At 69.3% G+C, this 24,514-nt stretch carries 23 protein-coding genes and 1 pseudogene; 4 read left to right on the forward strand and 20 right to left on the reverse strand.

The genetic code is table 11. The features are described from left to right. Positions 1 to 120, forward strand: a pseudogene (locus tag PU704_RS13820) (IS481 family transposase); the annotation flags it as partial. Here the strand turns inward: PU704_RS13820 and PU704_RS13825 are convergent. From PU704_RS13825 to PU704_RS13835, 3 genes are read right to left on the reverse strand one after another with little or no spacing between them, the layout of a single operon-like run. Beyond that, entirely contained in the window at positions 117 to 1,652 is a 1,536-nt protein-coding gene (locus PU704_RS13825) for a tripartite tricarboxylate transporter permease (RefSeq protein WP_277551741.1), read from the reverse strand. The pseudogene PU704_RS13820 and the gene PU704_RS13825 sit on opposite strands and share 4 nt — an antisense overlap. Beyond that, a complete protein-coding gene (locus PU704_RS13830; RefSeq protein ID WP_277551742.1) occupies positions 1,653 to 2,285 on the reverse strand; it encodes a tripartite tricarboxylate transporter TctB family protein in 633 nt (210 codons plus the stop codon). Further along, complete coding sequence (locus tag PU704_RS13835) at positions 2,282 to 3,262, reverse strand: Bug family tripartite tricarboxylate transporter substrate binding protein (RefSeq protein ID WP_277551743.1); 981 nt, start codon at positions 3,260 to 3,262, stop codon at positions 2,282 to 2,284. Before PU704_RS13835 ends, PU704_RS13830 begins: the two co-directional genes overlap by 4 nt. A 283-nt stretch (positions 3,263 to 3,545) precedes the next feature. Here PU704_RS13835 and tcuA point away from each other — a divergent pair, with 283 nt between their 5' ends. Then, positions 3,546 to 5,033, forward strand: coding sequence for an FAD-dependent tricarballylate dehydrogenase TcuA (gene tcuA / locus PU704_RS13840; RefSeq protein WP_277551744.1), 1,488 nt, complete (start codon positions 3,546 to 3,548; stop codon positions 5,031 to 5,033). Positions 5,034 to 5,085: 52 nt separating this feature from the next. Continuing rightward, positions 5,086 to 5,778 (forward strand): GntR family transcriptional regulator, encoded by a 693-nt coding sequence (locus tag PU704_RS13845; RefSeq protein ID WP_277551745.1) that lies wholly within the window; start codon positions 5,086 to 5,088, stop codon positions 5,776 to 5,778. Positions 5,779 to 6,231: 453 nt separating this feature from the next. Here the strand turns inward: PU704_RS13845 and PU704_RS13850 are convergent, their stop codons facing one another. The 7 genes from PU704_RS13850 to PU704_RS13880 all read right to left on the reverse strand — a co-directional run bounded on the left by PU704_RS13850 (position 6,232) and on the right by PU704_RS13880 (position 12,262). Continuing rightward, complete coding sequence (locus PU704_RS13850; RefSeq protein WP_277551746.1) at positions 6,232 to 6,723, reverse strand: hypothetical protein; 492 nt, start codon at positions 6,721 to 6,723, stop codon at positions 6,232 to 6,234. Then, positions 6,720 to 7,544 carry a DUF3100 domain-containing protein gene (locus PU704_RS13855; protein WP_277551747.1) on the reverse strand — a complete coding sequence of 275 codons (825 nt, stop codon included), beginning with the start codon at positions 7,542 to 7,544 and terminating at the stop codon, positions 6,720 to 6,722. Before PU704_RS13855 ends, PU704_RS13850 begins: the two co-directional genes overlap by 4 nt. 41 nt (positions 7,545 to 7,585) lie before the next feature. Then, positions 7,586 to 7,891: a hypothetical protein gene (locus PU704_RS13860; protein WP_277551748.1), complete on the reverse strand. Its 306-nt coding sequence runs from the start codon at positions 7,889 to 7,891 to the stop codon at positions 7,586 to 7,588. Positions 7,892 to 7,948: 57 nt separating this feature from the next. Next, positions 7,949 to 8,809 (reverse strand): amidohydrolase, encoded by an 861-nt coding sequence (locus PU704_RS13865; protein ID WP_277551749.1) that lies wholly within the window; start codon positions 8,807 to 8,809, stop codon positions 7,949 to 7,951. A 14-nt stretch (positions 8,810 to 8,823) separates the two neighbouring features. After that, positions 8,824 to 10,371, reverse strand: a complete 1,548-nt coding sequence (locus PU704_RS13870) for an aldehyde dehydrogenase family protein (protein WP_277551750.1) — start codon at positions 10,369 to 10,371, stop codon at positions 8,824 to 8,826. A gap of 27 nt (positions 10,372 to 10,398) precedes the next feature. Continuing rightward, positions 10,399 to 11,310: an NAD(P)-dependent oxidoreductase gene (locus PU704_RS13875; protein WP_277551751.1), complete on the reverse strand. Its 912-nt coding sequence runs from the start codon at positions 11,308 to 11,310 to the stop codon at positions 10,399 to 10,401. 70 nt (positions 11,311 to 11,380) lie between these two features. Then, on the reverse strand, positions 11,381 to 12,262 hold the full coding sequence (locus PU704_RS13880) for a MurR/RpiR family transcriptional regulator (RefSeq protein WP_277551752.1): 882 nt from the start codon (positions 12,260 to 12,262) through the stop codon (positions 11,381 to 11,383). 535 nt (positions 12,263 to 12,797) lie between these two features. On the opposite strand from PU704_RS13880, the gene PU704_RS13885 reads away from it, so the two are divergent. Beyond that, positions 12,798 to 13,202: a RidA family protein gene (locus PU704_RS13885; RefSeq protein WP_277551753.1), complete on the forward strand. Its 405-nt coding sequence runs from the start codon at positions 12,798 to 12,800 to the stop codon at positions 13,200 to 13,202. A gap of 722 nt (positions 13,203 to 13,924) precedes the next feature. On the opposite strand, the gene PU704_RS13895 is transcribed toward PU704_RS13885, so the two are convergent. From PU704_RS13895 to PU704_RS13940, 10 genes are all read right to left on the reverse strand, one after another. After that, entirely contained in the window at positions 13,925 to 15,379 is a 1,455-nt protein-coding gene (locus PU704_RS13895; protein ID WP_277551754.1) for an amidase, read from the reverse strand. Then, positions 15,376 to 16,605, reverse strand: coding sequence for an amidohydrolase (locus PU704_RS13900; RefSeq protein ID WP_277551755.1), 1,230 nt, complete (start codon positions 16,603 to 16,605; stop codon positions 15,376 to 15,378). The genes PU704_RS13895 and PU704_RS13900 overlap by 4 nt, the downstream gene beginning before the upstream one ends. A 44-nt stretch (positions 16,606 to 16,649) precedes the next feature. Beyond that, positions 16,650 to 17,381 (reverse strand): hypothetical protein, encoded by a 732-nt coding sequence (locus tag PU704_RS13905; protein ID WP_277551756.1) that lies wholly within the window; start codon positions 17,379 to 17,381, stop codon positions 16,650 to 16,652. Positions 17,382 to 17,408: 27 nt separating this feature from the next. After that, positions 17,409 to 18,134 carry a DUF5058 family protein gene (locus PU704_RS13910; protein WP_277551757.1) on the reverse strand — a complete coding sequence of 242 codons (726 nt, stop codon included), beginning with the start codon at positions 18,132 to 18,134 and terminating at the stop codon, positions 17,409 to 17,411. 79 nt (positions 18,135 to 18,213) lie between these two features. Continuing rightward, positions 18,214 to 19,461 (reverse strand): M20 family metallo-hydrolase, encoded by a 1,248-nt coding sequence (locus PU704_RS13915; protein WP_277551758.1) that lies wholly within the window; start codon positions 19,459 to 19,461, stop codon positions 18,214 to 18,216. A gap of 286 nt (positions 19,462 to 19,747) precedes the next feature. Beyond that, positions 19,748 to 20,815, reverse strand: a complete 1,068-nt coding sequence (locus PU704_RS13920; RefSeq protein WP_277551759.1) for a LacI family DNA-binding transcriptional regulator — start codon at positions 20,813 to 20,815, stop codon at positions 19,748 to 19,750. 115 nt (positions 20,816 to 20,930) lie between these two features. Beyond that, on the reverse strand, positions 20,931 to 21,506 hold the full coding sequence (locus PU704_RS13925; protein ID WP_277551760.1) for a GIY-YIG nuclease family protein: 576 nt from the start codon (positions 21,504 to 21,506) through the stop codon (positions 20,931 to 20,933). Positions 21,507 to 21,697: 191 nt separating this feature from the next. Further along, entirely contained in the window at positions 21,698 to 22,261 is a 564-nt protein-coding gene (locus tag PU704_RS13930; protein ID WP_277551761.1) for a hypothetical protein, read from the reverse strand. A gap of 76 nt (positions 22,262 to 22,337) precedes the next feature. Next, positions 22,338 to 23,129: a carbon-nitrogen hydrolase family protein gene (locus tag PU704_RS13935; protein ID WP_277551762.1), complete on the reverse strand. Its 792-nt coding sequence runs from the start codon at positions 23,127 to 23,129 to the stop codon at positions 22,338 to 22,340. Between the two features lie 27 nt (positions 23,130 to 23,156). After that, complete coding sequence (locus tag PU704_RS13940; RefSeq protein WP_277551763.1) at positions 23,157 to 24,509, reverse strand: APC family permease; 1,353 nt, start codon at positions 24,507 to 24,509, stop codon at positions 23,157 to 23,159. Positions 24,510 to 24,514: the final 5 nt, after the last annotated feature.

The raw sequence follows: 24,514 nt of genomic DNA on the forward strand, positions 1-24,514 counted from the left end.
GAGCGCGACGATGCCCTACCGGGCTGGCTGCACTTCTACAATCATCATCGAGCCCACTCCGCACTTGGAGGCCAGCCACCGGTCACCCGCCTGACCAACCTCCCTGGACATCACATTTAGGCCACCACGTCCTCCTTCGTCGGAGTGTGGTCGTGGTCGCGGCGGTGACGCAGGTGCTGGACGGCGCTGATAAGCAGTCCGAGAGCCAGGATGGTGTAGAGGGTGATGGTGATGGGGCTGTCCACGAGGATGCCTGGATCGCCTTCGGAGACGGCCAGGGCGCGGCGCAGTTCGGTCTCGGCCAGGGGGCCCAGGACGACGGCGATGAGCACGGGGGCCACGGGCACGTTGTAGCGGCGCATCATGAAGCCCAGCGCACCCAGGCCCAGCAGCAGCCATAGGTCGATCAGGGAGGCGCTGATCGCGTAGACCCCGAGCATGGACAGCACGGTGATCCCGGCGTAGAGGTAGTGGCGCGGAATTCTCAGCAGTTTGGCCCACACGGGGGCGAAGGACATGTTGAGGATGACGAGGATGACCAGGCCGATGAACAGGGAGGCCAGCAGGGCCCAGACGAGGTCGCCGCTGCGTTCGAAGAGCAGGGGTCCCGGTTGCATGCCGTACTGCTGGAAGGCAGCGAGCATGATCGCGGCGGTGGCCGAGGTGGGCAGGCCCAGGGCGAGCAGGGCGCCCATGGCGGTGCCGGCGGTGGCGTTGCCGGCGGCTTCGGGGGCGGCCAGGCCGCGGATGGAGCCGGTGGTGCCGAACTCGGGGTCGTTGCGGCGTTTGGCCAGTTGTTTCTCGGTGCCGTAGGCGAGGAAGGTTGGGACTTCGGCTCCGCCGGCGGGGATGAGGCCGAAGGGGGCGCCGAAGGCGGTGCCGCGGATCCAGGCGGGCAGGGCTTTGCGGAAGTCGCCGGCGGTGAGCCAGGTCTTGCCCTTGGGGCGGATCTGGGTGGCCACGGGGTCGCGGTGGATGCGGGAGGCGACGTGGAGGACTTCCCCGAGGGCGAGCAGTCCGACGGTGATTACGACGATGGAGATTCCGTCGAAGAGCTGCGGGAGTCCGAGGGTGAAGCGGGCGGTGCCGCTGGGCCCGTCCACCCCGACCAGGACCAGAGCCAGGCCGATGCCCAGGGCGGCGATGCCGCGGATGACGGATTCGGCCACCACGGCGGAGATGGCTAGGAAGGCAAACACGGCCAGCGCGAAGTATTCGGCCGGGCCGAAGACGGTGGCCAGCCGCACCAGGGTGGGGGCGAAGAACACGACCAGGGTGGTGGCGACGAGCCCGCCGAAGAAGGCGCCCAGGGCGGCGGTGGCCAGGGCTTTGGCGGCCTGGCCGTTCTTGGCCATGCGGTGGCCTTCGAAGGTGGAGGCGATCGCGGAGGAGTTGCCGGGGGTGTTGAGCAGGATCCCGGAGGTGGAGTCGCCGAAGAGCCCGCCGAAGTAGACGCCGGCGAACATGATGAAGGCTGCGGTGGGGTCCAGGGAGAAGGTGATGGGCAGCAGCAGGGCCACGGCCATGGCCGAGCCCAGGCCGGGTAGCACGCCGACGGCGGTGCCCAGGATCGCGCCGATGAGCACCCAGAGCAGGTTCATGGGGGTCAGGGCGTTGCTGAATCCCTCGAGCAGGAGGGTGAGCTGTTCCATTTAGAGCAGTCCTTCCAGGAATCCGGAGGGCAGGGGCAGGCCGAGCCCGGCGTTGAAGGCCAGCTGGATGACCGAGGAGAAGAGCAGGGCCACGCCGATGTCGAACAGTGGCCGTTTGCTGCCCAGCGCGCGGGAGACGACCCAGAACAGGAAGGCCGCGCACAGGACCCAGCCCACCACCTTGAGCAGGACGATAAAGACCGCCGCTGCGCCCAGGATCATCCCGAGGGTCTTCCAGTCCGAGTAGGTCTTCCACCGGCTGGAGATGCCCGGTCCGCGGGCGGCGGTGTGCTCCCAGGAGATGTGCGCCAGGTCGTCGAGCATGTCGGCGGAGAAGTCGCCGCGCCCGGGGTGGGGGTCGGTGTCGGGCAGGTGCGGGTGGCGGATGAGGTGGATGGCCAGCAGGGTGGCCGTGGTGTACAGCAGCACGCACACGATGATCGGGAAGAACGTCGGCCCGGGCACGGCCTCGCCCTGGACGTTCATGGTGACGGTGCCGATGGTGAGCATGGCGGCGAGCACGTACAGCAGCGCCACCAGGGCGAACTCGCTGCGGCCGGTCCAGAAGCTCTTCCGCAGTGGGGTGCCCGTGGTGGGGTCCCCGGTGTGGGTGGTGGTGTCGGTGATGCTCATAGTCCGAGGTCCTTTACGATCTGCTGGGCGGTGGCCACTTCGCCGTCGATGAAGTCTTCGAACTCCTCGCCGGTGGAGAAGGTGTCGTCCCAGTTGTTGCGGGCCAGCGCGTCCTGCCACTCCGGGGTGGCGTGCCACTCGGTGACGATGTCGATGAACTCGTTCTTCGCCTCCTCGGTGATGCCCGGGGCGGCGACGACGCCGCGCCAGTTGGACATGGACACGTCGACACCTTGTTCGCGGAAGGTAGGCACGTCCACGCCCTCGAGGCGTTCGGGGGAGGAGATGGCCAGGGCCCGGAGGTTGCCGGCCTCGACCTGGTCCTTGACCTCGTTGTAGCCCGACATCCCGGCCGCAGTGGTGTGGGAGAGCAGGGAGTTCAGGGCCTCTCCGCCGCCGGAGTAGGCCACGTAGTTGACCTGGAGGGGGTCGATGCCGACCTCCTTGGCCAGAAGGCCGCTGAGCAGGTGATCGATAGAACCCAGGGATCCGCCGCCGATGGAGTTGGCCCCGGGGTCCTGCTTCCAGGCGGCGAGAAAGTCCTCCAAGGTCTGGAACTTCGAGTCGGCCGGCACCACGAGGGCGGCGTAGTCGTCGGCCATCCGGGCGATAGGGACCACGTCGTCGAAGGACTCGGGGTTGTCGGCCAGCTCAATCGCCCCGACCATCACCCCGCCGGTGACCATCAGCGCGTCCTCCCGCCCGGGGTCCTGGACGAACTGACTCAACCCGATGGTGCCACCGGCGCCGGGGATATTGACCATCTGCGGGTTGTTGACGATCCCCTGGGCCCGCAGGGCCTGCTGACCTTCGCGGGCGAATCCGTCCCAGCCACCCCCCGGGGCGGCCGGGGCGATCAGGGTCAGTTTGTTGCGGGCGGTGCTCACACCTCCCGAGGAGGCCGCGTTGACCAAGGCCAGCACGGTCACCACCGCCACCAGCAGGCTGAACAGGCCTGCACGGATGGTCCTTTTCATGCTCCTCGTTCCCTCACGACGTCGTCCGTTGCTCGGGCCGATGCTCCACGACCACCGTCCCGCACGGTAGGACCGAGGGGATCACCCCACAGGTGCATACCGCTGTACACATTGGAATACAGTTATACGGTGTGACTCCCATCACCGCAAGACCTGTCGCACCGCGGGCCGATCAGTAAGCGTCATCAGTCGTTCAGAACCGCAGATCTTTCCTAGAAACGTCTTGGCGACTCCGGTGCAGTTGCTGTATACAGTTGTGTACAAATGATTTCAGGAGGTAGCAATGACAGCCCAAAACACCGAGGTCACCACCGAAACCACCGACGTCGTGGTCGTGGGCGGGGGCAACGCCGGGTTCACCGCCGCCCACGCGGCCGCGGTGCGGGGCCGGTCGGTGATGCTGCTCGAGAAGGGTGAGCAGGACATGGCTGGGGGCAACAGCTTCTACACCGCCGGCGCCACCCGCATCGCCCACAACGGGCTGGAGGACCTGCGGGACTTCATCGAGCCCGACGACCGCCACGCCACGACCGTGGTCCCGCCCTACAGCGCCGAGGAGTACGCCGCCGACCTGGCCAAGGTCACCGAGGGCCGCAACGACCCGGAGCTGACCCAGGTGCTCGTCACCGAGAGCCAGTCCACCCTGCGGTGGCTCAACAGCCTGGGGCTGAAGTACCGGCTGATGTACGAACGCCAGGCCTACGAGCGGGCGGACGGGTCCTACCTGTTCTGGGGCGGGCTGCACGTGGGCAACGTCGGCGGCGGGGAAGGCCTGATCGAAGACCACACCCAGGTCGCCGGAAAGCTGGGCGTGCAGGTGCGCTACGGGCACCGGGCCACCGAACTGTGCGTGGAGGACGGTCGCGTCGTCGGTGTGGCCGTCGAAACCAGCGGGGGGCGCAAGGTGATCCGGTCCGAGTCCGTGATCCTCACCGCCGGCGGTTTCCAGTCCGACCCCTCCTGGCGCCGCGAACACCTCGGGAAGGGGTGGGAGAACGCCAAGGTACGCGGCACCCCGTACAACACCGGGGACATGATCGCCGCCGCCCTGAACGTCGGGGCAGCCAAGGGCGGGGACTGGTCCACCTGCCACTCCGTGCAGTGGGACGCCTTCACCGCCACGAATGAGTCCAACCGCGAGCTGACCAACCGGCTCACCCGGCAGAGCTACCCGCTGGGCATCATCGTCAACACCGAGGGGAAGCGGTTCCTCGATGAGGGCGCGGACTTCCGCAACTACACCTACGCCAAGTACGGCAAGGAGATCCTCAAACAGCCCGGCTCGGTGGCCTACCAGATCTTCGACGCCACCCTGCGCCCCATGCTGCGCACCGAGGAGTACGACATGCCCGGCATCTCCGTGGCCACCGCCGACACCATCGAAGAGCTCGCGGCCAAGATCGGGCTCGACCCGACCGCACTGACCCAAACGATCCAGGACTACAACGCCTCCATCGACCGAACCGTCGAGTTCGACCCCACGATTAAGGACGGCCGCAAGGCCGACACCACCCCGCCCAAGAGCAACTGGGCCTCCCCGCTGGAGACCGGCCCGTTCTACGCCTACGGGGTCACCTGCGGGATCACCTTCACTTTCGGCGGAGTCAAGGCCGACACCCACGGACGAGTCCTCGACGCCGACGGCCAGCACATCGAAGGTCTCTACGCCGCCGGGGAGATGCTCGGCGGACTGTTCTCCACCAACTACCCCGGCGGTTCCGGGCTGGCCGCCGGATGCGTTTTCGGCCGCCGCGCCGGAGCCCTCGCGTAAAGTTGGTGCCCACCCGGCCAGCACAGGTCCACACCACGCGAGGGGAACCCCAGTGACGCACACCGCCACGTCGGCACGCCCGGACGGCGACGCCATCTTCCTCGCCCTGCGCGATGAGATCCTCACCGGCATCCACCAGCCCGGCACCCCCATGCGCGAAGTGGCCCTGGCCCAGCGATTCGGCGTCTCCCGGACACCCGTCCGGGAGGCGCTCTCCCGCCTGCAGCAGGAACGACTGCTCGAACGCGTCCACCGCGGACTCCGAGTCCCGCAGATTGACCCGCAACAGGTCATCCAAATCTACGACATGCGCATCCTGCTCGAACAAGAAGCCGCCGCCCAAGCCGCCCGCGCCCGCCAGTTCACCGACCTGATGCGCCTGGACGCCCTCGTGGAACGTGATCGGGCCCTCGTCGACCCCGACGACCACACCCGGATCACCACCAACCTGGAGTTCCACGCCGCCGTATGGGCCTGCACCCACAACCCCGTGCTGCAGGACCTGCTCGAACGCCTCTCCACCCACCTAGTCCACGCACCCAAGTCCACCCTGTCGACCGATAACCGGTGGGACGCCGCCCTGGACGAACACGAACGACTCGTGCGCGCCATCGAGGACCAGGACGAACAGACCGCACGCACCATCGCCCGCGAGCACATGGAAACCGCCCGCCGGCTCCGCCTGCAGCTCCTGCGCAAGACCGCCCTGCAGCAGCCGGCAGCTGATCCCAAACGCTCCCGCTGAACGGCCCAGCCACCCCCAGGCCGCAGCGCGATTCCACAGACGCCTGAAACACCCGTCAACACGCGCCCACCGAATCTTCATCCTGACGACATCGCGACCACGGCTGTGGGAATGGCATACCCATCGGAAATCAAGCGCATCCTGAGTCCCATGCGATCCTGGCGCGGATTGGCCCATGGACAGCACCTGCAGGCGCAATTCCGTCCCCCTGCTTTACATATGGCCGGATAGCGGACATCAAGCCAGCTTTGATGACACCTACTGATGCAGTAGCCCCCAACAGGCATGGCCGTTCTTATGGGCGTTGCCACAAAGTCGGGCGGCCACCGTGTGGTGGCCGCCCGCGTTCATGTTTATGAGGTTGGATTGCCCGTCAAAAGACGGGGGTGCGCTCTGTGATCCTCATCGGGTGGCGTTACTAGTCGATCTGTTGATGCGAGACCCGGTGGAGGATTATGAGACGCCGAGCATGAAGTGTGCGATCACTGCTGAGGTGATGTAGGTGCCGAAGAGAACGAACACGGCCACCACCAGCAGCTTCCAGCCGGATCGCTTGAGGACCTTGATCTCGAGCTGGCTGATGGCGATGCCGGCGTAGGCGAGGCAGGGCACCGCGAGTGCGAGGAAGTCGATCTGCTCCACCAGTCCCACGATGGATGGCCCCCATGGGGTGAAGGGCAGGGTGAGGGCGATGCCGATCAGGGAGATCCACGCGACGCTGGGTATGGGGATCGGAATGTAGCGCCCGAGGAGGATTCCGCCAACGCACATCAAAGCGAGAACGCCCAGGCCGGCTGCGGCCTCGGTGACCGTGATGTCGACCGCAATGAGCTGGAGGGGAAGTGCGATCGCGGTCGCGATGAGCAGCAGGGTGAACTCCCTGCCCAGGGACATCTCCGGGACGGTGTCGTCGCTTTGGACTGCGACATTGTCTACGTGGCTCATGCGGTGGCACCTTCCGAGTCGAGGCGGTCGCGCTGGGACTTGCGGTACATCCACTCGACCAGGGGCAGGGCAACGAACAGGCTGACGTACATGCCCGTGGCGTAGGTGAGGAGGTTGCTGGCTCCGGCGAGAGCCAGGATGGTTTCTTCCATCGCTGGATCGATGTTCACGAGCGCACCGCTGCAGGCAGCCATCATGGATCCACTGCCGACCCCGCATGCCATCGCGAGGGCACGGATGTCGAGGATGTCTAGTGAAGCGATCAGCGACGCCATGATGGCGAAGATGAAGGTGCCGAAGAGCGTTCCGACGACGTACACGCCCATGACTCCTGCCCCTTCGGGGCTTTTGAGTCCGTATCGGTCGGCGATGATGGCGATGTTGGGTTCGCGGGCGATGGAGAAGGAAGCGCCAATGATTTCCCGTCGCATGCGCAGTAGATAGAGCCCTAGCGGGAACGCGATGGCGATCGTGCCGAGATTGCCGATCTCTTGGAGCAGCAGCGCCGGGCCTGCTTCGATGATGTCCTGCATCGAGGGGCCGATCGTGGTTTCGAACTTGGCGATGAACGGCATGATCGCGATCACGATGACAGGCGAGGCCTTCTGGACGTCGCGCTCACGGATGAAGAACGCGAGGCGGCCGACGACGTTGGGGTTGGTCAGGGCGGCCAAAATAAACGCGTAGAGCAGGGGCAACAACAAGATGGCGCCGATCCCGATGGGAATTTGTTGGACACCGATCAGCTGCGACACGGCCGCCACGACGAGCACGGTCAGGTGTAGGCGCCAGTCTTGCGCCAAGGTGCGAAGGGAATCCATTGCGGCTCCTTTGTTCTCTGTTCCGCCTTCTGGTGCGCGCGTCATGGTCGGGCGTCCTCGGTCACGGAGGTTCGGGTGGACACGGTCTGGATGAATTGGTGGTGGTCGGGATCTTCGGCGATGGCTGTGGCGGTGAAGGCCAGGGCGGCGGCGGATTCGAACATGGCCTCGTAGGCGGCGGGAGTGTCAGCGATAGCCGCGAAGGCCTCGGAGTGGATCGGGGCTGTTGCCCCGGGGATGCTCATCCATGGGTGCAGGCTGGGAATGACTTGGGAGATGTTGCCCATGTCGGTGGAACCTCCCGACATTCCTCGGGCCGGTGAGGTGTCGTGGCCGAACAGGGCCATGGCTTGTGTCCAGTGTTTGGCCAGGACGTCGTTCTGCAGGAGCGGCTCGTAGACGGGTTAGGTCGTGGTGATCTCCAAGGTGGTCCCGGTGGCCAGGGCCGCGCCCTCGAAGCACCGGTGCACACGAGGGACGAGTGCCTCGTAGTCGGCCAGGGTGAAGGCGCGGCACTCGAAGTCGACCACTGCGGTGTCGGGGATGATGTTGGTGACGTGCCCGGCCTCGCGCACGAACAGAGCGATCCGGTGATCGTCGGGGATCTGCTGGCGTAGCAGTCCGACGGCGACCTGGCTGAGCACCGCAGCGTCGGCGGCGTTGATCGCCAGGTGCGGGGCAGCTGCTGCGTGGGCTGCCTGACCGTGGAACCTGGCCCGGTACCGGCCCACCGCTTGGGCGCTGGTGCCGGCCGGGTTGGCGGTCTGCCCCTCCTGGACGGGGTGCACCATCATCGCCAGGTGCACGCCGTCGAAGGCGCCGCGCTCGAGCATCAGGACCTTTCCGCCCCCGTGTTCCTCGGCGGGTGTGCCGATGGCCTTGATCGTGATGCCCAGCCGGTCGGCCAGTGGAGCAAGTGCCAGAGCGGCCGCGACCGAGGCGCCGGCGATGAGGTTGTGCCCGCAGGCGTGCCCGATGCCGGGCAACGCGTCGTACTCCACGCACAGGGCGATCACCAGTGCCCCGGACCCGGCCGTGGCGATGAACGCGGTCGACAATCCGGCAGTGCCGCGTTCGATCGTGAACCCGCCTGCCTCCAGCAAGGTGGTGATGCCATCTGCTGCACGGACCTCCCCGAACGCCACCTTGGGGTGGGCGTGCAGGTCGCGGCTCAGGGCCAGGACGTCGTCCTGCCACCGCAAGAGCTGCGCGGCAAGGTCGGCTCGTGCGCCGGTGGTGGCAGCCGCGATGTCGGTCAACTTCATCAGGGTGCCTCCTCTCAGTAGCTCAGGGACGGAAACGGGGTGCCGGTGGCTTGGGTGGGGACCCACACCGCTTTGGTCTGGGTGTACTCATCGAGCACACCGGGGCCGGAGGAACGACCGTGTCCGGAGTCGCCAAACCCGCCGAAGGGGACCGCGACATGGATGGTCTTGTAGGCGTTGATCCAGAAGGTTCCGGCTTTCACAGATCGAGCTACGTGGTGAGCGCGGGAGACGTTGTGGGTCCACACTGCTCCGGCCAGCCCAAAGTTGGTGTGGTTGGCGCGGGCGATGGCTTCTGCTTCGGTGTCGAACACGTCCGCGCCGACCACGGGGCCGAAGACCTCGGTGGTCTCCAAACTGTTGTCGGGGCGCACTCCGTCCAGGAGGGTGGGCATCACCCAGTGACCGCCGGCCAGTTCGGAGCCGGCCAGGGAAGGTGGCAGCGCGGCTTCGGTCACCCGCCGGCCTCCTTCCCGGATGCCGGTCTCGATGAGGGAGGTGACCGTCTCGAACTGCGGGGCGGTGAAGATCGGCCCGACCTCGGTGGTGGTGTCGAAGGGGTCGCCCACACGCAGGCGGGAGGTCCGCTCGACCACACGGTCGATGAACTCCTCGTGGATACTGCGCTCGATCAGCAGGCGCGATCCTGCCACGCAGGACTGGCCGGCGTTGGAGAAGATGGCCGAGACCGCCCCGTCCGCGGCCCGGTCCAGATCGGCATCGGCGAAGACGATGTTGGCGCTCTTCCCGCCCAGCTCCAGCACCGTCGGGATACCGGCCCCGGCGGCGGCGACGGCCACCCGGCGCCCGGTGGGGACGGAGCCGATGAAGCTGACCTTCCCGACCCGGGGATCGGTGGTCAGCGCGGCGCCCACGGTGCTACCCAGCCCCACGGCGACGTTGAAGACGCCCTCGGGCAGGCCCGCCTGGTGTGCCAGCTGGGCGAGACGAACGGTGGAGGCCGGCGTGAACTCGCTCGGCTTGAGCACCACCGCGTTGCCGGCCGCCAGCGGGGCGGCGGAGTTCCAGCCGGCAGTGAAGACCGGGGCGTTCCACGGGGTGATGGCCACCACCACGCCCCAAGGAACACGTTCGGTATAGGTGAGCCAATTGCCCGGAACGGGAATCGTCTGACCGGTGACCTTGTCCGCCCACCCGGAGTAGTAGCCGAACATTTCGACCACCTTCGCGACTTCGGCGCGTGCATCACGGATGGGCTTGCCGGTCGTGGCCGACTCAAGAACTGCTAGTTCCTCGCTGTGCTCGGCCACGACGCCGGCAATATTGCGCAGGATCCCGGCGCGTTCGAACCCGTTGAGAGCTCCCCAGACCTGGGCGCCGCGCGAGGCGTTGTCCAGCAGCTCGTCGATGCCTTCCGCGTCGAGGTCGGGGTAGTGGGTGAATGGTGCCCCGGTGGCAGCGGCGGTCAGGGTGATGGACTCGCCATTGCCGGACACGACCTGGCCGCCGACAAAAGACCCGAGGCCTTGGGGAAAACAGGAATGGAGAACCGTGCTGGCGGCATCGGTGGAGTACGTGGTGGGAGCAGGGGTGGTGGTCATGCTGTGGCGATCCTTTGGTGGGACGAATTAGTCGTGGGCCGGGACCTGTGGCATCCCGGCGCGGGTGATCGACGGGGCGACGGTGCGGGCGATCTCGGTGAAGTCCGCTCGTGGACCCAGGGTTGAGAGGGCCGCCTGCCATTGGTCGCTGGCTGTGCCCAGCAGCTGCGGGTCCTCGCCCTTGTTGTGGGCGATGTCGATGGCCAGGGCGGCGTCGCGGGCCATCAGTCCCAGCGCGAACCCGGAGTCGTGAGTGCCCGACAGCACCCACTTTGGGTACATGTGCTCCGAAGCCTTGCTCCCTCCGGAGGCGCCACTGATGCTGGCAGAGGCTGTTGCCGGGTCGATGCCGTAGGCCTTGGCCACGCCCAGAGCCTCTCCGACAGCCACCAGATTGACTGCGGCCAGTACGTTGTTGAGCAGCTTGACCACATTGCCGCTGCCTGGGCCTCCGACGTGGTCGTACTTGCCACCTGTCAGCACCACCAGCACGGGTTCGGCCGCGGCCAGCGCATCATCGGTGGCGCCGATGAAGGCGCTGAGGGTTCCGCTTGCGGCCCCGTCGCGTCCTCCAGAGACCGGAGCGTCAACGAAAGCGGTCCCATGCTTCGCCGCGAGAGAGGCCATTGCCGCGCTGACCTCGGGTTCCGAGGTGGTGGTATCGACGATCGCCACCGTGCCGGGTGCTTGGAGCAGTGCCGGCACGGTGGTCTCCACAATTGCGGCCGAGGGCAAGGACAGTACTACGTAAGGGGTGCCAGCTAGAGCGTCGATGCTGTCAACAGCTGGGATGCCGCCGGCTTCGGCGGTGTCCCGGGCTGCGTCGGAGGGGTCGAAGCCCGTGACCTGCCATCCGGCCTTGTGCAAGGTCGCGGCCATGGCGCCGCCCATGGCGCCAAGGCCGATGACGGCAACACGGCGATCGATATTGGTCTTCACAAGCACTCCTTCAGTGGGGCGGATCTTCGTGGCGGGGTGGTAGACAGCGCAGGGACGCGGCAGGGGCCTGCTAGTCCATATAGATGTCCAGGTCCTTCCACAGCTGCTGGGTGCGCCGCAGCGCAGCACGGCTGCGGTCTGGGTGGGCGGCTTCCATGCCGGCGAGCAGGCCGTAGACGACCGAAGTCGCTGCGGTGATCGATTGGAAGAAGGAGATCCCCTCCGAGGGCACGACCAGCAGGTGGTCTGCCGCCGCGGCCAGGCGGCCTCGGCGCATGTCAGTGATGGCCACAATTCCGACACCGGCCTGGTGTGCAGCTTCGGTGACGGCAACAATTTGCCGGACCGGCCGCCACATGTTGATCACGACCAGAACGTCGCCCTCACCCAGACTGTTGGTGCTCGAGGCGAGATGAACTCCACCTCGGTTCTCGAGGGCGATGGGGTAGCCCATGGTCGAGCCCAGGTGCGCCATGACCGTGGCCGGACCGGCGAAAGAACCCAGTCCGACAACGGTGATCGAGTCCGCCGCAGCCAGAGCCGTGATTGCAGCTTCGACATCGCTCGGGGCGTTGGCTTCAAGAGTCAGGCGCAGGTTGCCGATGTCATGGTTCAAGGCATCGTGCACCGGACTGCGATGCTCGCCGTGCTCGGCGAGGGTGTCCTCGGTGGAGATCATGGCCAAGTAGCGGGCTCGCAACTCGCGTTGCAGGTCCGGCCACCCGCGGTATCCCAGCGACTGCGCGGCGCGGACCACGGTGGAACTGTTGACATCGGCGCGTGCCGCGATCTCGGCCAGTTCGGCGTAGGACGACAACTGCGGATTGCGCACGATCACGTCCACGACGCGCTGCTGCGCCTTCGAGAGGGACGACTCGGGCAAGGCGTCGCCAAGCCATGCCGCCTCCGAAGGAAAGGAGGGCCTCGACAGTGAGTTGTCAGTCGTAGCCACGGGTACCTCCTGTGTTGCCCAGATCACACTGCAAGGGTAATTGCAGCAAGTGTATCCAGCAACTGTGTTTGCAAAGGGGTCGCTGTGTCACAGGAATGTAAATCCTCCGCCGCAGTCGACGGAGGCAAAACCGGGAGTGAGCTGAACAGGGGCGAGCAACTCCTTATTGCGCCGGCAAGCTGAGCCTCGGACCGCCTGACTGTCCACCAGTGACGCCAGGACCGAGGCCAGCGGCTATGCAACGCGCTCATTGACAAGAAGCTCCGGGGCGGGATCGAAGAGCCACCTCATGTTCCAGCCGCCCGTACGATTCGACCCTCCGGCAAAAGACGGGTCAGTGATCCGTACGGACCCAGTGGATGCCGGGAAGATGGAGGCCAAATGAGACCGTCGAACCTTTTGCCGCCGATTGGACAGACGCCCGTAGGCAGGGTGGGATGAGTTCTCGCGTCTGTTTCTACTCGTCCTACTGACCGGTAGGCACGGATGTTGATGAGGAGGGAGTTCTGCCCTCCGCCCGTTTGACGGGGTTCTTGTGGCCGCGTTGGATGAAGCGATGGAATGCCGAGCTTTCTTCAGCAATGAGCTGCACCAGTCGACCGCACCGTTCTCCCACCTCGTGCGGGTCGGGGATCTGGGCTTTGTCTCGGGGATCATCGGTCAGAACCGCGATGACGGAGCTCTGGTCTCCGCCGACGTCACGGCACAGTGCGAAGCGATGCTCGACAACGTGGATGCCTTGCTGGGCGAAGTGGGGCTCGAGCTTAAGCACCTGGTGCGCACGGTGCTGTATCTGACGGACTACGCCGACTTCGGTGCGTTGAACACCGTCTATGGTCGCCGGCTGAGCGTTCCGTACCCTGCGCGCACCACTGTGCAGGTCGCCGGACTACCGCTGGGCGCCGCAGTCCAGGTAGACGCCGTCGTGGCTTTCCCGTAAGCGGGCCATCGCAACGATGTCTGTCCCTTTGCAGCGTCTATCCGAAGCTCGTCTCGTCGTGGAATCGTGCATCTGATGCAGGATGGTCCCATTGACCAGCACCGAGGCAACACCGGGGTAAACGATCCGACGTCCGGGGCAGCCCTGAAGGCCGCAGAACGCCGCGGAACCACAGCGGAATCGGCCGAGCGGCAGTTCTACCAGTTGCAAGAACTCCCGCGGGTTAGGCGCCGACAATAGTTCCTATGTGCATTCACTTCGACCTCATCAGCTACGGCGGCGCCCCGGACTCGGTCCGGCCGTGGAGTATCGGCCGCCCACGCAGAGCTCCCACGCCACTGCGGCACTCGAGGCGGAGTGAGTCCCGGGTGACGCTCGTGGACTTGGTTCAGCCGGTGTGGATCAGGCACCACGCTTATCGAACCGGCAGGCTTCGAGGTCACTGTTGCGCATCCCGATCTCAAGACTGCCGGCGTCGCCGAACCATCCTTTCGAGGTCGTCCAACTCTCCAGGTCCAGGACCAGGCGGCGCTCATCACCGGGAGCACTCAGCGGTAGCGCCTCGGCCAGCAGGGCCCAGGCGGTGATCTCCCCGTGCTGGCCGTGGGCGTGGCCAGCGCTGTCCCGTCTCGTCTGCGAGCGTCGACAGGCTCAGACCCGGCTGCGGTTGGCCGGGCCGGACGGCACCGTCTTGAGGGAGTCTGTGCCGAATGGCGGCGGGGTCAGAGCACGGGCGCCCGGTCCGCGTGGCGGGTGGCGAGGTCGTAGGCGCGGGCCGTCCGCAGTAGCTCGACGTCGCGGCCGTGGGCGGCGACCAGCTGCAGCCCGACCGGCAACCCGTCCGGGCTGAACCCGCCCGGCACCGAGACCGCGGGGCAGCCCGTGGCCGAGACGAGCGTGGCCGAGCGCATCCACTCCACGTAGGTCTGCATCTCCACCCCCGCCACGGTGCGCGGCCACCGCTCCTCGGACGGGAACGGCAGGACCTGGGAGGTGGGGCACAGGAGCAGGTCGTGCTCGCCGAAGAACGCCCGGGTCGCCGCGTGCAGGCGGGTGCGCGCCAGGGCGGCGTCCATCAGCTGCGGGCCGGTCAGCGCCAGGCCCTTCTCCACGTTCCACACGACCTCGGGCTTCACCTGCTCCCGGTGCTCGGCGACCACGGTGCGCAGCATCGTGGCCATGTCGAAGGCCCGCGTGGTGTCGAAGACCTCGTCGGCGTCGGTCAGGTCGGGCACGGCCTCCTCGACCACGGCCCCGAGCTCCTCGAACACCCGCGCCTGGGCCCTCAGGACCTCCACGATCTCCGCCTCGACCGGCACGCCCACCCCGAAGTCCGTGCTCAGCCCGATCCGCACCCCGGCCAGGGGCCGGGCGTCGGGCTCGGGCAGCTCCTCGGCGGCCAGGGCGCGAAACGCCGCCCGTTCCACCGGGCAGGCCAGGGGAACCCGGGGGTCGGGTCCGGCGAGCACGGACATCGCCAGGGCGATGTCGTCGACGCTGCGGGCGATCGGCCCGGACCGGCCCAGCCACGCCCAGGCGTCGGGGGAGGGGACCAGCGGCAGGACCCCGGCGGAGGGCCGGAACCCGACGACGTTGCAGAACGCCGCCGGGTTGCGCAGCGACCCGCCCATGTCCGAGCCGTCGCCCAGCGGCTGGATCCGGGACGCGATCGCCGCGGCCGCCCCGCCGCTGGAGCCGCCGGCGCTGCGGGTGTGGTCGTAGGGGTTGTGCGTGGTGCCGAAGAGCTCGTTGAAGGTGTGCGAGCCGGCGGCGAACTCCGGCACGTTGTTCTTGCCGGTGCTGATCACCCCGGCGGACCGGAAGCGCGCCACGACCAGGTCGTCGTGGTCGGGCACCTGCTCGGCGAACACCGGAGAGCCGAGGGTGGTGCGGATCCCGGCGGTGGCGTGGGTGTCCTTGTGCGTCATCGGCACCCCGTGCAGGGGTGTCAGCTCGTCGGCGGGCGTGCTGGCGGTCAGCTCGTCCGCCCGGGAGGCGGCCGCGTAAGCCTGCTCCCGGACCTGGGTGACCACGGCGTTGATCGCCGGGTTCACCGTGTCGATCCGGGCGAAGTGAGCGTCGAGGACCTCCCGCGCGGACACGCTCCGCTGCCGGATCGCGGCCGAGAGCTCCCGGGCGGAGAGTTCGAGCAGGGCGGTGTCCGCGGGGGCGCTCATCGGGTCCCGCCCACGCGGGAGAGGATCGCCGTGACCGCGGCGGTCACGCCCGTGGTCAGGGTCGGCTCCAGCACCGGGGCGAAGAAGGGCGAGTGGTTGGTCGGCACCGGCTTCCCGCCGTCGAGCACGTCGTCGGGCGTGCCGCCGAAGAACCAGTAGACGCCGGGCACTCCGATGGCGTCGGGCAGGTGCCCGAAGTCCTCGCTGCCCATCTGAGCGGGACGGTCCAGCACGTTTCCCTCGCCCAGGGCGGACCCGAGTGCCTGCTTGAGCGCGGCCGTCTCCGCGGGGTCGTTGACGAGCAGGGGGAAGGTGTAGAGCTCCTCGATCTCCGGAGCCGGTGCCCCGGAAGCGTCGGCCTCGGCGTTGATCACGCGGCGCAGCGCGGCGAGCACCTTCTCCCGGACCGCGCGGTCGAGGTTGCGGACGTTGACGGTGAACACCGCCGTCGGCGGAATGATGTTCTCCTTCAGCCCTGCGTGGAAGGTCGCGACGGTGATGACGGCGGACTGCTGGGCGGGCACCTCGCGGGAGACGATGCTCTGCATCCGCACCACCATGTGGGCGGCCAGCACGACCGGGTCGATCGTGTCCTCGGGGCGGGAGCCGTGCCCGCCGCGCCCGTGCACCGTGACCCGCCAGCTGTCGGCCATCGCCATGGCGGGGCCGGTGCTGATCTCGACCTGCCCGGCGCGGCCCGGCCACACGTGCTGGCCGTAGACGACCTCCGGGCGCGGAGCCCGGTCCCACAGCCCGTCGTCGAGCATGGCCCGGGCGCCCTCGGCGGTCTCCTCGCCGGGCTGGAAGAGGAACACGACCGTGCCCGCCCACGCGTCGCGGTCGCCGGCGAGCAGGGTCGCGGCGCCGATCGCGCTGGTGATGTGGGTGTCGTGGCCGCACGCGTGCATCACCGGCACCTCGGTGCCGTCGGGCAGGGTGCCGCGGGCCGTGGAGGCGTAGTCGAGGCCGGTGTCCTCGGCCAGGGGCAGGGCGTCCGTGTCCGCGCGGAAGCCGACGACGGGCCCCTCGCCGTTGCGCAGGACGGCGACGACGCCGGTGCCCCCGCACAGGAACGTCTCGCAGCCCAGCGTTTCCATGCGGGCGCGGATCAGCTCGGCGGTCGCGTGCTCCTGCATGGACAGCTCCGGGCTCCGGTGCAGGTGGCGGTAGAGCTCGTGCAGGTCGTCGCGGAGCGCGGTGGGGACCTCGGGAACGGTGGTGGTCATGACGTCCTTTCGTGGGGAGGGCTGAGGGCGGGTGGGTCGTGGTGTCACTGGAGGGCTTCGTCCCCGGGACCGGCGTGCTGGGTGCTCCGGTTGCGCAGCACCCAGGCCAGCACCATGGTCAGCAGCACGACCACGGCGGTCGCGAAGTTGCGGAACGTCGGGCCCAGGACGGGCACGAGCAGCAGCTGGACCACCGCGCCGACGGCGAGGGCGATGATCGTGATCCGCGGCTGCTTGACGTAGGCGGCCAGCTGGACGATCACGGCGCCGATGATGGCCGGGAAGATGTAGAGCTGGGCGACCTCGGTGATGGAGGCGGGGACGATGCTGACGAGCCAGGTGCCGAGGATGCCGACGAAGATCAGCAGCGAGAAGATGTGCACCACGGCGGCGCCGCAGATCGCCATCACGGCGGCCAGCTCGGAGCGGCGGGTGCCGGGCTTGGCGTCGATGGCGGCCTGCGCCACGATCGCCGAGGGCAGCAGCTTGTTGGCGATGTTGCCGATCATGAAGGCCTGGTACATCGCGGCCGGTCCGAGGACCGGGAAGTAGGTGAGGGGCTCGACGATCGCGAGCACGGCGAACACCGCGGCCACGGCCAGATAGGCGGTGACCACGGTGGAGAGCGGGATGTCCAGACCGCTGAAGAACAGCAGGTAGGCGGGGCCGGCCAGGGACAGCAGCAGGCCCATGGTCATGGTGATCCGGCCCCATCGGGACGTGGTGCGGTCGTAGGCCGCGTAGGCGGCGGTTGCTGAGCTGGTGGTGGTGGCCATGGGAGCTCCTGGGGATCGCGACGGGGGTCAGGCGGCGGGACCGAGGCCGGCGCCGTGGGCGAAGTAGGCCACGATCAGCCCGACGATGATGGAGATACCGAGGCCCCACTCACGCAGCCACGGGGCGTCCAGGCGCTTGGTCAGGACCAGGCACACGGCCATCACCAGCGCCGAGGTGGCCACGGTGATGACGTGCACGCTGCCCTTGGGCAGCTCGGCGACGCCCAGGGAGGCGAAGGCCGCGAGCAGGGCCGCCGAGGGCACGATGGCCATCAGGGCGGGGTTCACGGACCGCAGCTTCGTGTCCCCGCGCTTGAGCATGGGCGTGAGGATCAGGGTGGCCAGCATCCACAGCCCGCCCGAGAGGCTCATGGCCAGGAACGCGACGGCGAAGACCTCGGGGGTCCAGCCCGCGCCGCCGAGCTCGGCGTCCATCGTCCCGGCCGCGAGGTTGGCCGAGGAGGTCTCGGTCGCGGCTGAGCCGACGAGGCCGATGCGCACGAGCACGGCGGGCGCCCCGAACAGCGGCAGCAGCGCGATGGCCACGACGACCACCGCGAGGGAGGGGCCGATCGCGGCGATGCCGCCGGACTTGAAGGACCGGCGCAGGTCCTCCTTGGTGAACCCGAGGTCCGGCCCGGCGGTCCGGGCGGCCCGCACGTAGATGACGGTCTGCAGGATGATCACGGCGAAGACGCCGAGGGCGCAGACCCACAGGAAGGGGAGGTTGACGTACTCGGACAGCGGTCTCATGCGGGTCCCTCCAGAACGGGATGACGGAACGGGAGCTCGAGGGTCGGGGCGGGCAGCGCACCCGGTACGGGGCGCACGGTCACAGCCGGGCGGCGTCGAGGGCGCGGAGGGTCTCGGCCAGGACATGGACGCCGCGGCCGATGTCCGCGGCGTCGGTCCACTCCTCGGGGCAGTGGCTGCGGCCGTCGCGGGAGGGCACGAAGATCATCGCCATCGGCGCGAGGGAGGCCAGGTGCACGGCGTCGTGGGTGGCGCCACTGGGCACGGGCCGCCAGGAGTAGCCCAGCTCCGCCGTCGTCGCCGCGACGAGGTCGTAGGCGCGCGGGTGGGCCTCGACGATCTCGTTGTCCGAGGTCCAGTCGAAGTCCACGTCCACGCCGTAGCCCCGGGAGGCGCTGAGGATCTGGGCGCCCAGGCGCCGCTTGGCCCCGGTCAGCCAGGACCGGTCGATGCTGCGCAGCTCCCCTGAGACGTCCACCGCGCTGGGCACCACGTTGGGGGAGGAGGAGCGGTTGCGCACGTGCGTGGTGGTGGCGACGCCGGGGGCGCCGCACCCCTCGCTGCGCACGGCCAGGACGGCCTCGGCGGCGGCGACCATGGCGTCGTGCCGGTCCGCGACCGGGCGGGTTCCGGCGTGGTCCTCGCGGCCGGCGAAGTGGGCGACGAAGCGCTCGATCCCGCAGATCGAGGTCACCACGCCGATCTGTTCGCCCTCCCGCTCGAGGGTCGGTCCCTGCTCGATGTGCAGCTCCACGTACCCGTGCAGCGGCCCCGGGGCCGTGCGGGCGGGGTCCAGCAGGGCGGAGGGGTCGAGGCCGAAGGACTCGTACGCGCTGCCCAGCGACCGCCCGGAGGAATTTCGCCGGTCCAGGTCGGCGGCGGTCAGCTCTCCCGCCACGGTCCGGCTGCCCAGGCAGCTGAGCCCGTACTCGTTGGACTCCTCGCCGAGGAAGTCGACGACGAGCAGGTCCCGGATCAGCGGGGTGCCGGACTCGCGGATGCTGCGGGCGGCCTCGATCGCGCCGAGCACGCCGACCACGCCGTCGAAGCGGCCCCCGCCGTCGACGGTGTCCGTGTGGGAGCCCGTCATCAACGCCGGGGCGGAGGTGCTCGTGCCGGTCAGCCGGCCGACGATGTTCCCGGCGGCGTCCCGGTGGACCTCCAGGCCCGCCTCCCGCATCGTCGCGGCGACCCACTCACGGGACTCCCGGTAGGGCTCGCCGAAGACCTGCCGGGTCCAGCCCGGCCGGTCCTCGGCGCGCAGCCGGGAGAGCCGGTCGATCTGCTCCTCGACCCGCTGGGTCGCCTCCACCACGTCGAACGGCATCGGGGTCCTCCCTCGTCGGGGGTCACGGCACGTCGGTGGGGAACGGTGCGGTGCCGGAGGGTCTCCGACGGCGCCCGTCCCCGGCGACGTGTCACCGGGCGGCGGCTCCGTCCGGCGGCGTGCCGGTCGTGGTCCGCCGCGGAGGTGGCCGGTCGGGTGCCGGCCGGGCTCCGCCGCGGACGTGAGCCATGTCTCGAACGCTAGGGGGTGGGGCGGCCGGGGTCAACGGTTTTCGCAATCGATTGCATTTCGTCGTCGACGGGAAGGTCTCCGGCGGCGGGCAGATTCAGGCCCCGGGAAGCGCCTCGGTCCTGGCCCGTCGGCCGGGTCCGCCGGTCGAGGCGCGCACGAGGAGCTCGACGGGCATGACCCGTGAGGTGGGGCGGCCGCCGGCCATGAGCTCGAGCAGGGCGGTGGCCGCGGCGGCACCGAGCTCCCGCATGGGGCTGGCGACCGTCGTCAGGGGCACGGACATCACCCGGGCGAGGAAGACGTTGTTGAACCCGACCACGAAGACGTCCTCCCCGGGGCGGGCGCCGTGGCGCACGTACTCGCCCAGGACGCCGACGGCCGCGGCGTCGTTGACGGCGAAGATGCCCCGCGGGGGGTCGGGCAGCGTGAGCAGCCGCTCGGCCATCCCGAGCCCGTCCTCCGCGAAGAGGCCGCCGTGGAAGACCAGCTCCGGATCGACCGCCCGGCCGGCGGCGCGGCAGGCGTCGAGGAAGCCGTCGACCCGGTGGATCAGGTTCTGGGCGTGGTCCATGGCGCCGTAGACGGCCAGCGGCCCCTCGACCCGGGCCAGGAGGTGCTCGGCGGCCATCCGTCCGCCCGCCCGGTCGTCGATGGTGATCGAGCGGTAGCCGCGCCGGGGCCGGTTGAACAGGATGCAGGGGATCCCGGCGGCGCGCACGCGCGCCAGGAACGGCGAGCCGATGACGGCGTCGCCGACCAGCACGCCGTCCACGCGGCGCTGGAGGGCGATCTGCAGCTTGGCCAGCTGGACGTCGGGGTCGTCACCGGTGGCGAGCACGACGCACTGGTAGCCCGCGGACTCCAGGGTCTCCTCGATGCCCTCGTACATCAGCGCGAGCACCTCGTCCCGCAGCCGGGGGATGAAGACGGCGATGAGGCGGGTCAGGTTGGTCCGCAGCGCTGCGGCGGCGAGGTTGGGGCGGTAGTCGAGGGCGCGGGCGACCGCCCAGATCCGCCGGGCGCGCTCGGTCCGGGCGCTGTCCTCGCCCCGGCGGAGCGTGCGGGAGACCGTCGACGGGTCGACCTCGGCGGCGCGGGCGACGTCGGCCAGCGTGGGGTGCTTCGGCCCTCTGGAGCGGTGCGTGCTGGGGGTTCTCGGCACGCTCCGAGTGTAAGTGGTGAGCCGCCGGGGCGGCGGACTGCCGTGCGATCCGTGGGGGCGCCGCAGCAGCTCCGGAACGTGGGGCTCGTGGCCTGCGGTCTCCTGTGTGCTGAGGTCAGGCCCGCCGGGGCAGACCCTCGCGGAAGGTCTGCTTCAGCTCGATCAGCTGAGCGCCGTGATCGGTGCCGTCCGTGTTCAGCACCGGCCGGTGCTCGGCGATCCACCGCTGCTCCAGCGCGTCGACGTCGTCCTTGGTCTCACAGACCGCCCAGCCGAGGAGCAGGTGCTCCTGCATCCAGTTCGTGAGCCGCTGCTCCTGCGCCTCGCCGAGCACCACGCGGCCCCGCCCGTCCAGGGCCGCGCCCTCCCGCCAGGACGGGTCGCCCGGCAGCAGCACCGCCAGCAGGGTGCGCCGCAGCGCCGAGGACCGGGTGCGCCGCAGGTGCTGGCCCACGATGCGCTGGTGCAGATTGCGGCGGGCCCGGCCCACGTAGAGCAGCTCCGCCCCGCCGGAGGCGTGCACCAGCCGCGGCACGTCCGGCAGCTGCAGCAGGCCGGCCGCCTCGGGGGTGGGGCAGCGGGTGGTGTCCAGCCACCAGGAGTAGACGCCGCGCTCCCGGCCCGGATCCGCCTGCAGCGGGGCGCTGAGCGGGAGGTTGGGCAGGCTGAAGTCAGTGGGCTGCGTGCTCACGCGTCATCACCTGCCGCCACCGGCCGGGGAAGGGCACCTCGGATGGTCCGTTTCCTTTTGCAATCACAGCTTCGACTGTAAGCCCGAGGAGGGCAGGCCGCCGTCGGTGACGCACTGCGCGGCACGACGGTGTGGAGAGGCCATGCGTCCGCCCGTCGGGACGGGCCGTGTCCGGTCCACGACTCGCCCCCTCAGGACCGCTGCCGGTGGTGGAGGATGAGCAACCGGGCATAGCCGTCCGTGAGGCGGTCGATGAGGTCGACCTTCAGGTACTCGTCCTCGGAGATCCGGCGCACGGTGTGCAGGGAGGCGCCGTCGAACGCCACGGGAGGCGGCAGCTTCCCCGGGCCGCCGGGCGGCTCCACCTCCAGCCGCCAGGCACCCAGGTCCTGCGGCGGGGTGGCGTCGGGGCCCGGGGTGCGGGCCCACAGCCGGCCGTCCGTCGCCACGACCAGGCCGCGGACGACGTGCCATCCGTAGCCGCACCGGACCCCGGAGAGCGCACGACCGATCAGGGGGTAGGCCCGGGCGCCCGGGGGGAAGTGCACCAGCCGGGCCGGTTTCAAGCCCTCCGCGCGCAGCAGCTCGCTCGCCTCGACCCCGACCTTCCGCACCTCGGCCAGCGCCTGTTCCAGGTCGGCGTTCGGTGCCGCGGCCTCCCGGGCCACGGCCTCGGCACGGGCGCGACCGTCCGACGTCGGCTCCTGTGATCCCGTGGCCGCCGCCCGGGAGCGCCGTTGGTCCTCGATGCTCATGTCCGTCCCTCGTCTCCGTGGCCCCGAGTCTAGGTGAGCCACCTCACGCAGGTGGTGCTCCGGGCCTGACCGCGCGTCATCCGGGGGCGGGAAGCCGTCGCTGCGCGGCCATCGGGAAGCGCTGCCGTGCGGAGCTGATCAGCTCCGGCAGGACCTCGGCCACGGCGAGGGAGGGGTCGGGGCCCAGCTCGGCCACGGTCGCGCCCATGGGGTCGACCACGAGGGAGTGGCCGATCGAGATCGGCTCCGCCTGGCACGACCCGACAACGTAGGCCCCGTTCTCGATGGCCCGCGCCGTGGACAGGGCCTGCCACTGCCGCAGCTTGTGCTCCCCGGGCACCCACGCCGCGCAGCTCAGCAGGACCTGCGCCCCGGCGTCGGCCAGCGCCCTGGCCAGTTCCGGAAAGCGCAGGTCGTAGCAGGTCAGCAGGCCGAAGCGCAGCCCGTCGACGTCGAAGACCACCGGCTCCGGGGCGGGTGCCGCCTCGATGAAGCGGGACTCCGCGTAACCCTGGGCGTCGAAGAGGTGGATCTTGCGGTAGCGCGCCATCCGCTGCCCGTCGGGGCCGTGGACCACCAGGGTGTTGTGCGCACGCCCGGGGACCTCGGAGGCCTCGACCACGCCCGCCACCACGGTCACGCGGTGGCGGGCGGCGAGGCGGGCCAGCTCGGTGCCCACCGGGCCGTCGAGCGGCTCGGCGACCTGCGGGAAGGTCTCGTCGACGGCCTTCTTCAGGTAGGCGGCGTACTCCGGCAGCACCACCATCCGGGCGCCGCGGCCGGCGGCGTCCTCGACGAGGGCCGCGATCGCGGCCAGGTTCGCGCCCACGTCCGTGCCGGACCGGAGCTGGCCCACGGCGATCCGCATTCCGTCGTTCCTTCCGCAGCAGGGGAGTCAGGCGACCTCGTGGGTCACCTGCTGCTCCGTGGCGGCCATCTCCGGCGGCGCGGCGCGGAAGCCGCGGGTGACCACGGCCAGGGCGATGATCCCACACACCAGCCAGAGGGAGCCCAGCGTCAGGGCGTTCGCGTCGAGCTGGGACAGCAGGAAGGCGCACACCAGGGCGCCTCCGGCGGGCACCACCACGTAGCTCAGGACGTTGAGCCGGTGCCCGGCGCGGCGTTCGCGCACGAAGTGGAAGATCACCGCGAGGTTCACCAGGGTGAAGGCGGTGAACGCCCCGAAGTTGATGAACGAGGTGGACGTCGCCACGTCCAGGAAGATCGCGATCAGCCCCACGGCGCCGGTGATGACCAGGTTCAGGACCGGGGTGCGGAAGCGCGGGTCCAGCCGGCCGAACACGGCCTTGGGCAGCACGGCGTCCCGGCCCATGGCGTACAGCAGCCGGGAGGCGCTGGCCTGCGCGGCGAGGCCGGAGGCGAACTGCGCGACGACGAGACCGGCGAGGAACACCGCCCCGAACAGCTGACCGCCGATCTGCAAGGCGATCTGGGACGCGGCGGAGGCGGTGTCCTCGAACCGGCCGCCGGGGTGGACCAGCTGCGTCACGTAGGAGACGACCACGAAGATGCCGCCGCCGATCAGGGCGATGAGCATGATCGCCCGCGGCATGTTCTTGCGCGGCTCGACCGCCTCCTCGGTGAGCGTGGTGACGGCGTCGAAGCCCAGGAAGGAGTACGCGGCGATGGCGGCGCCGGCCGTGACCATCCCGAGGTCGGAGGTGCTGCTGAGGAACGGCTCGGCGCTCACCAGCCCGCCCGGCCCGGCCGCGGAGACCACGGCGCCGACCGACAGGACGACGAAGAACCCCAGGACGAGGAGCTGGAAGGCCATCAGCAGGTAGTTGGCCTTGTCCGCGACCTTGATCCCGAGCACGTTGAGCACCGTGGTGATCACGACGAACCCGAGGATCCATGCGGCGAAGGGCACACCGGGGAACTGGGCGTCCAGGTAGGAGGCGCCGATCAGCCAGATCACCATGGGCAGGAACAGGTAGTCCAGCAGCACCGCCCAGCCGACCAGGAACCCGGCGCGGGAGTCGATGGAGCGGCGGACGTAGGTGTAGGCGGAGCCGGCCACGGGGTGGGCCGCGGCCATCCGGCCGTAGCTGTGCGCGGTCAGCAGCATCGCGGCCAGCGCCACGAGGTAGGACGCCGGTGCGGCGCCGCCGGAGGTCTCGGCGATGACGCCGAAGATGCCCAGGACGATGATCGGCGTGAGGTAGGCCAGTCCGAAGAGGACCAGCGAGGGCAGCCGCAGCGTGCGGGTCAGGGTCGTCGTTTCCATGCTGA

The sequence above is a fragment of the Kocuria oceani genome (assembly GCF_029524215.1).
Lineage (GTDB): Bacteria > Actinomycetota > Actinomycetes > Actinomycetales > Micrococcaceae > Kocuria > Kocuria oceani.

What these genes read in the sequence shown, in the direction of transcription:
- PU704_RS13825 (WP_277551741.1), bottom strand. Translation starts at nt 1,652, where the DNA reads ATGGAACAGCTCACCCTCCTGCTCGAGGGATTCAGCAACGCCCTGACC.
- PU704_RS13830 (WP_277551742.1), bottom strand. Translation starts at nt 2,285, where the DNA reads ATGAGCATCACCGACACCACCACCCACACCGGGGACCCCACCACGGGC.
- PU704_RS13835 (WP_277551743.1), bottom strand. Translation starts at nt 3,262, where the DNA reads ATGAAAAGGACCATCCGTGCAGGCCTGTTCAGCCTGCTGGTGGCGGTG.
- tcuA (WP_277551744.1), top strand. Translation starts at nt 3,546, where the DNA reads ATGACAGCCCAAAACACCGAGGTCACCACCGAAACCACCGACGTCGTG.
- PU704_RS13850 (WP_277551746.1), bottom strand. Translation starts at nt 6,723, where the DNA reads ATGAGCCACGTAGACAATGTCGCAGTCCAAAGCGACGACACCGTCCCG.
- PU704_RS13855 (WP_277551747.1), bottom strand. Translation starts at nt 7,544, where the DNA reads ATGGATTCCCTTCGCACCTTGGCGCAAGACTGGCGCCTACACCTGACC.
- PU704_RS13860 (WP_277551748.1), bottom strand. Translation starts at nt 7,891, where the DNA reads ATGGCCCTGTTCGGCCACGACACCTCACCGGCCCGAGGAATGTCGGGA.
- PU704_RS13865 (WP_277551749.1), bottom strand. Translation starts at nt 8,809, where the DNA reads ATGAAGTTGACCGACATCGCGGCTGCCACCACCGGCGCACGAGCCGAC.
- PU704_RS13870 (WP_277551750.1), bottom strand. Translation starts at nt 10,371, where the DNA reads ATGACCACCACCCCTGCTCCCACCACGTACTCCACCGATGCCGCCAGC.
- PU704_RS13895 (WP_277551754.1), bottom strand. Translation starts at nt 15,379, where the DNA reads ATGAGCGCCCCCGCGGACACCGCCCTGCTCGAACTCTCCGCCCGGGAG.
- PU704_RS13900 (WP_277551755.1), bottom strand. Translation starts at nt 16,605, where the DNA reads ATGACCACCACCGTTCCCGAGGTCCCCACCGCGCTCCGCGACGACCTG.
- PU704_RS13905 (WP_277551756.1), bottom strand. Translation starts at nt 17,381, where the DNA reads ATGGCCACCACCACCAGCTCAGCAACCGCCGCCTACGCGGCCTACGAC.
- PU704_RS13910 (WP_277551757.1), bottom strand. Translation starts at nt 18,134, where the DNA reads ATGAGACCGCTGTCCGAGTACGTCAACCTCCCCTTCCTGTGGGTCTGC.
- PU704_RS13915 (WP_277551758.1), bottom strand. Translation starts at nt 19,461, where the DNA reads ATGCCGTTCGACGTGGTGGAGGCGACCCAGCGGGTCGAGGAGCAGATC.
- PU704_RS13930 (WP_277551761.1), bottom strand. Translation starts at nt 22,261, where the DNA reads ATGAGCATCGAGGACCAACGGCGCTCCCGGGCGGCGGCCACGGGATCA.
- PU704_RS13935 (WP_277551762.1), bottom strand. Translation starts at nt 23,129, where the DNA reads ATGCGGATCGCCGTGGGCCAGCTCCGGTCCGGCACGGACGTGGGCGCG.
- PU704_RS13940 (WP_277551763.1), bottom strand. Translation starts at nt 24,509, where the DNA reads ATGGAAACGACGACCCTGACCCGCACGCTGCGGCTGCCCTCGCTGGTC.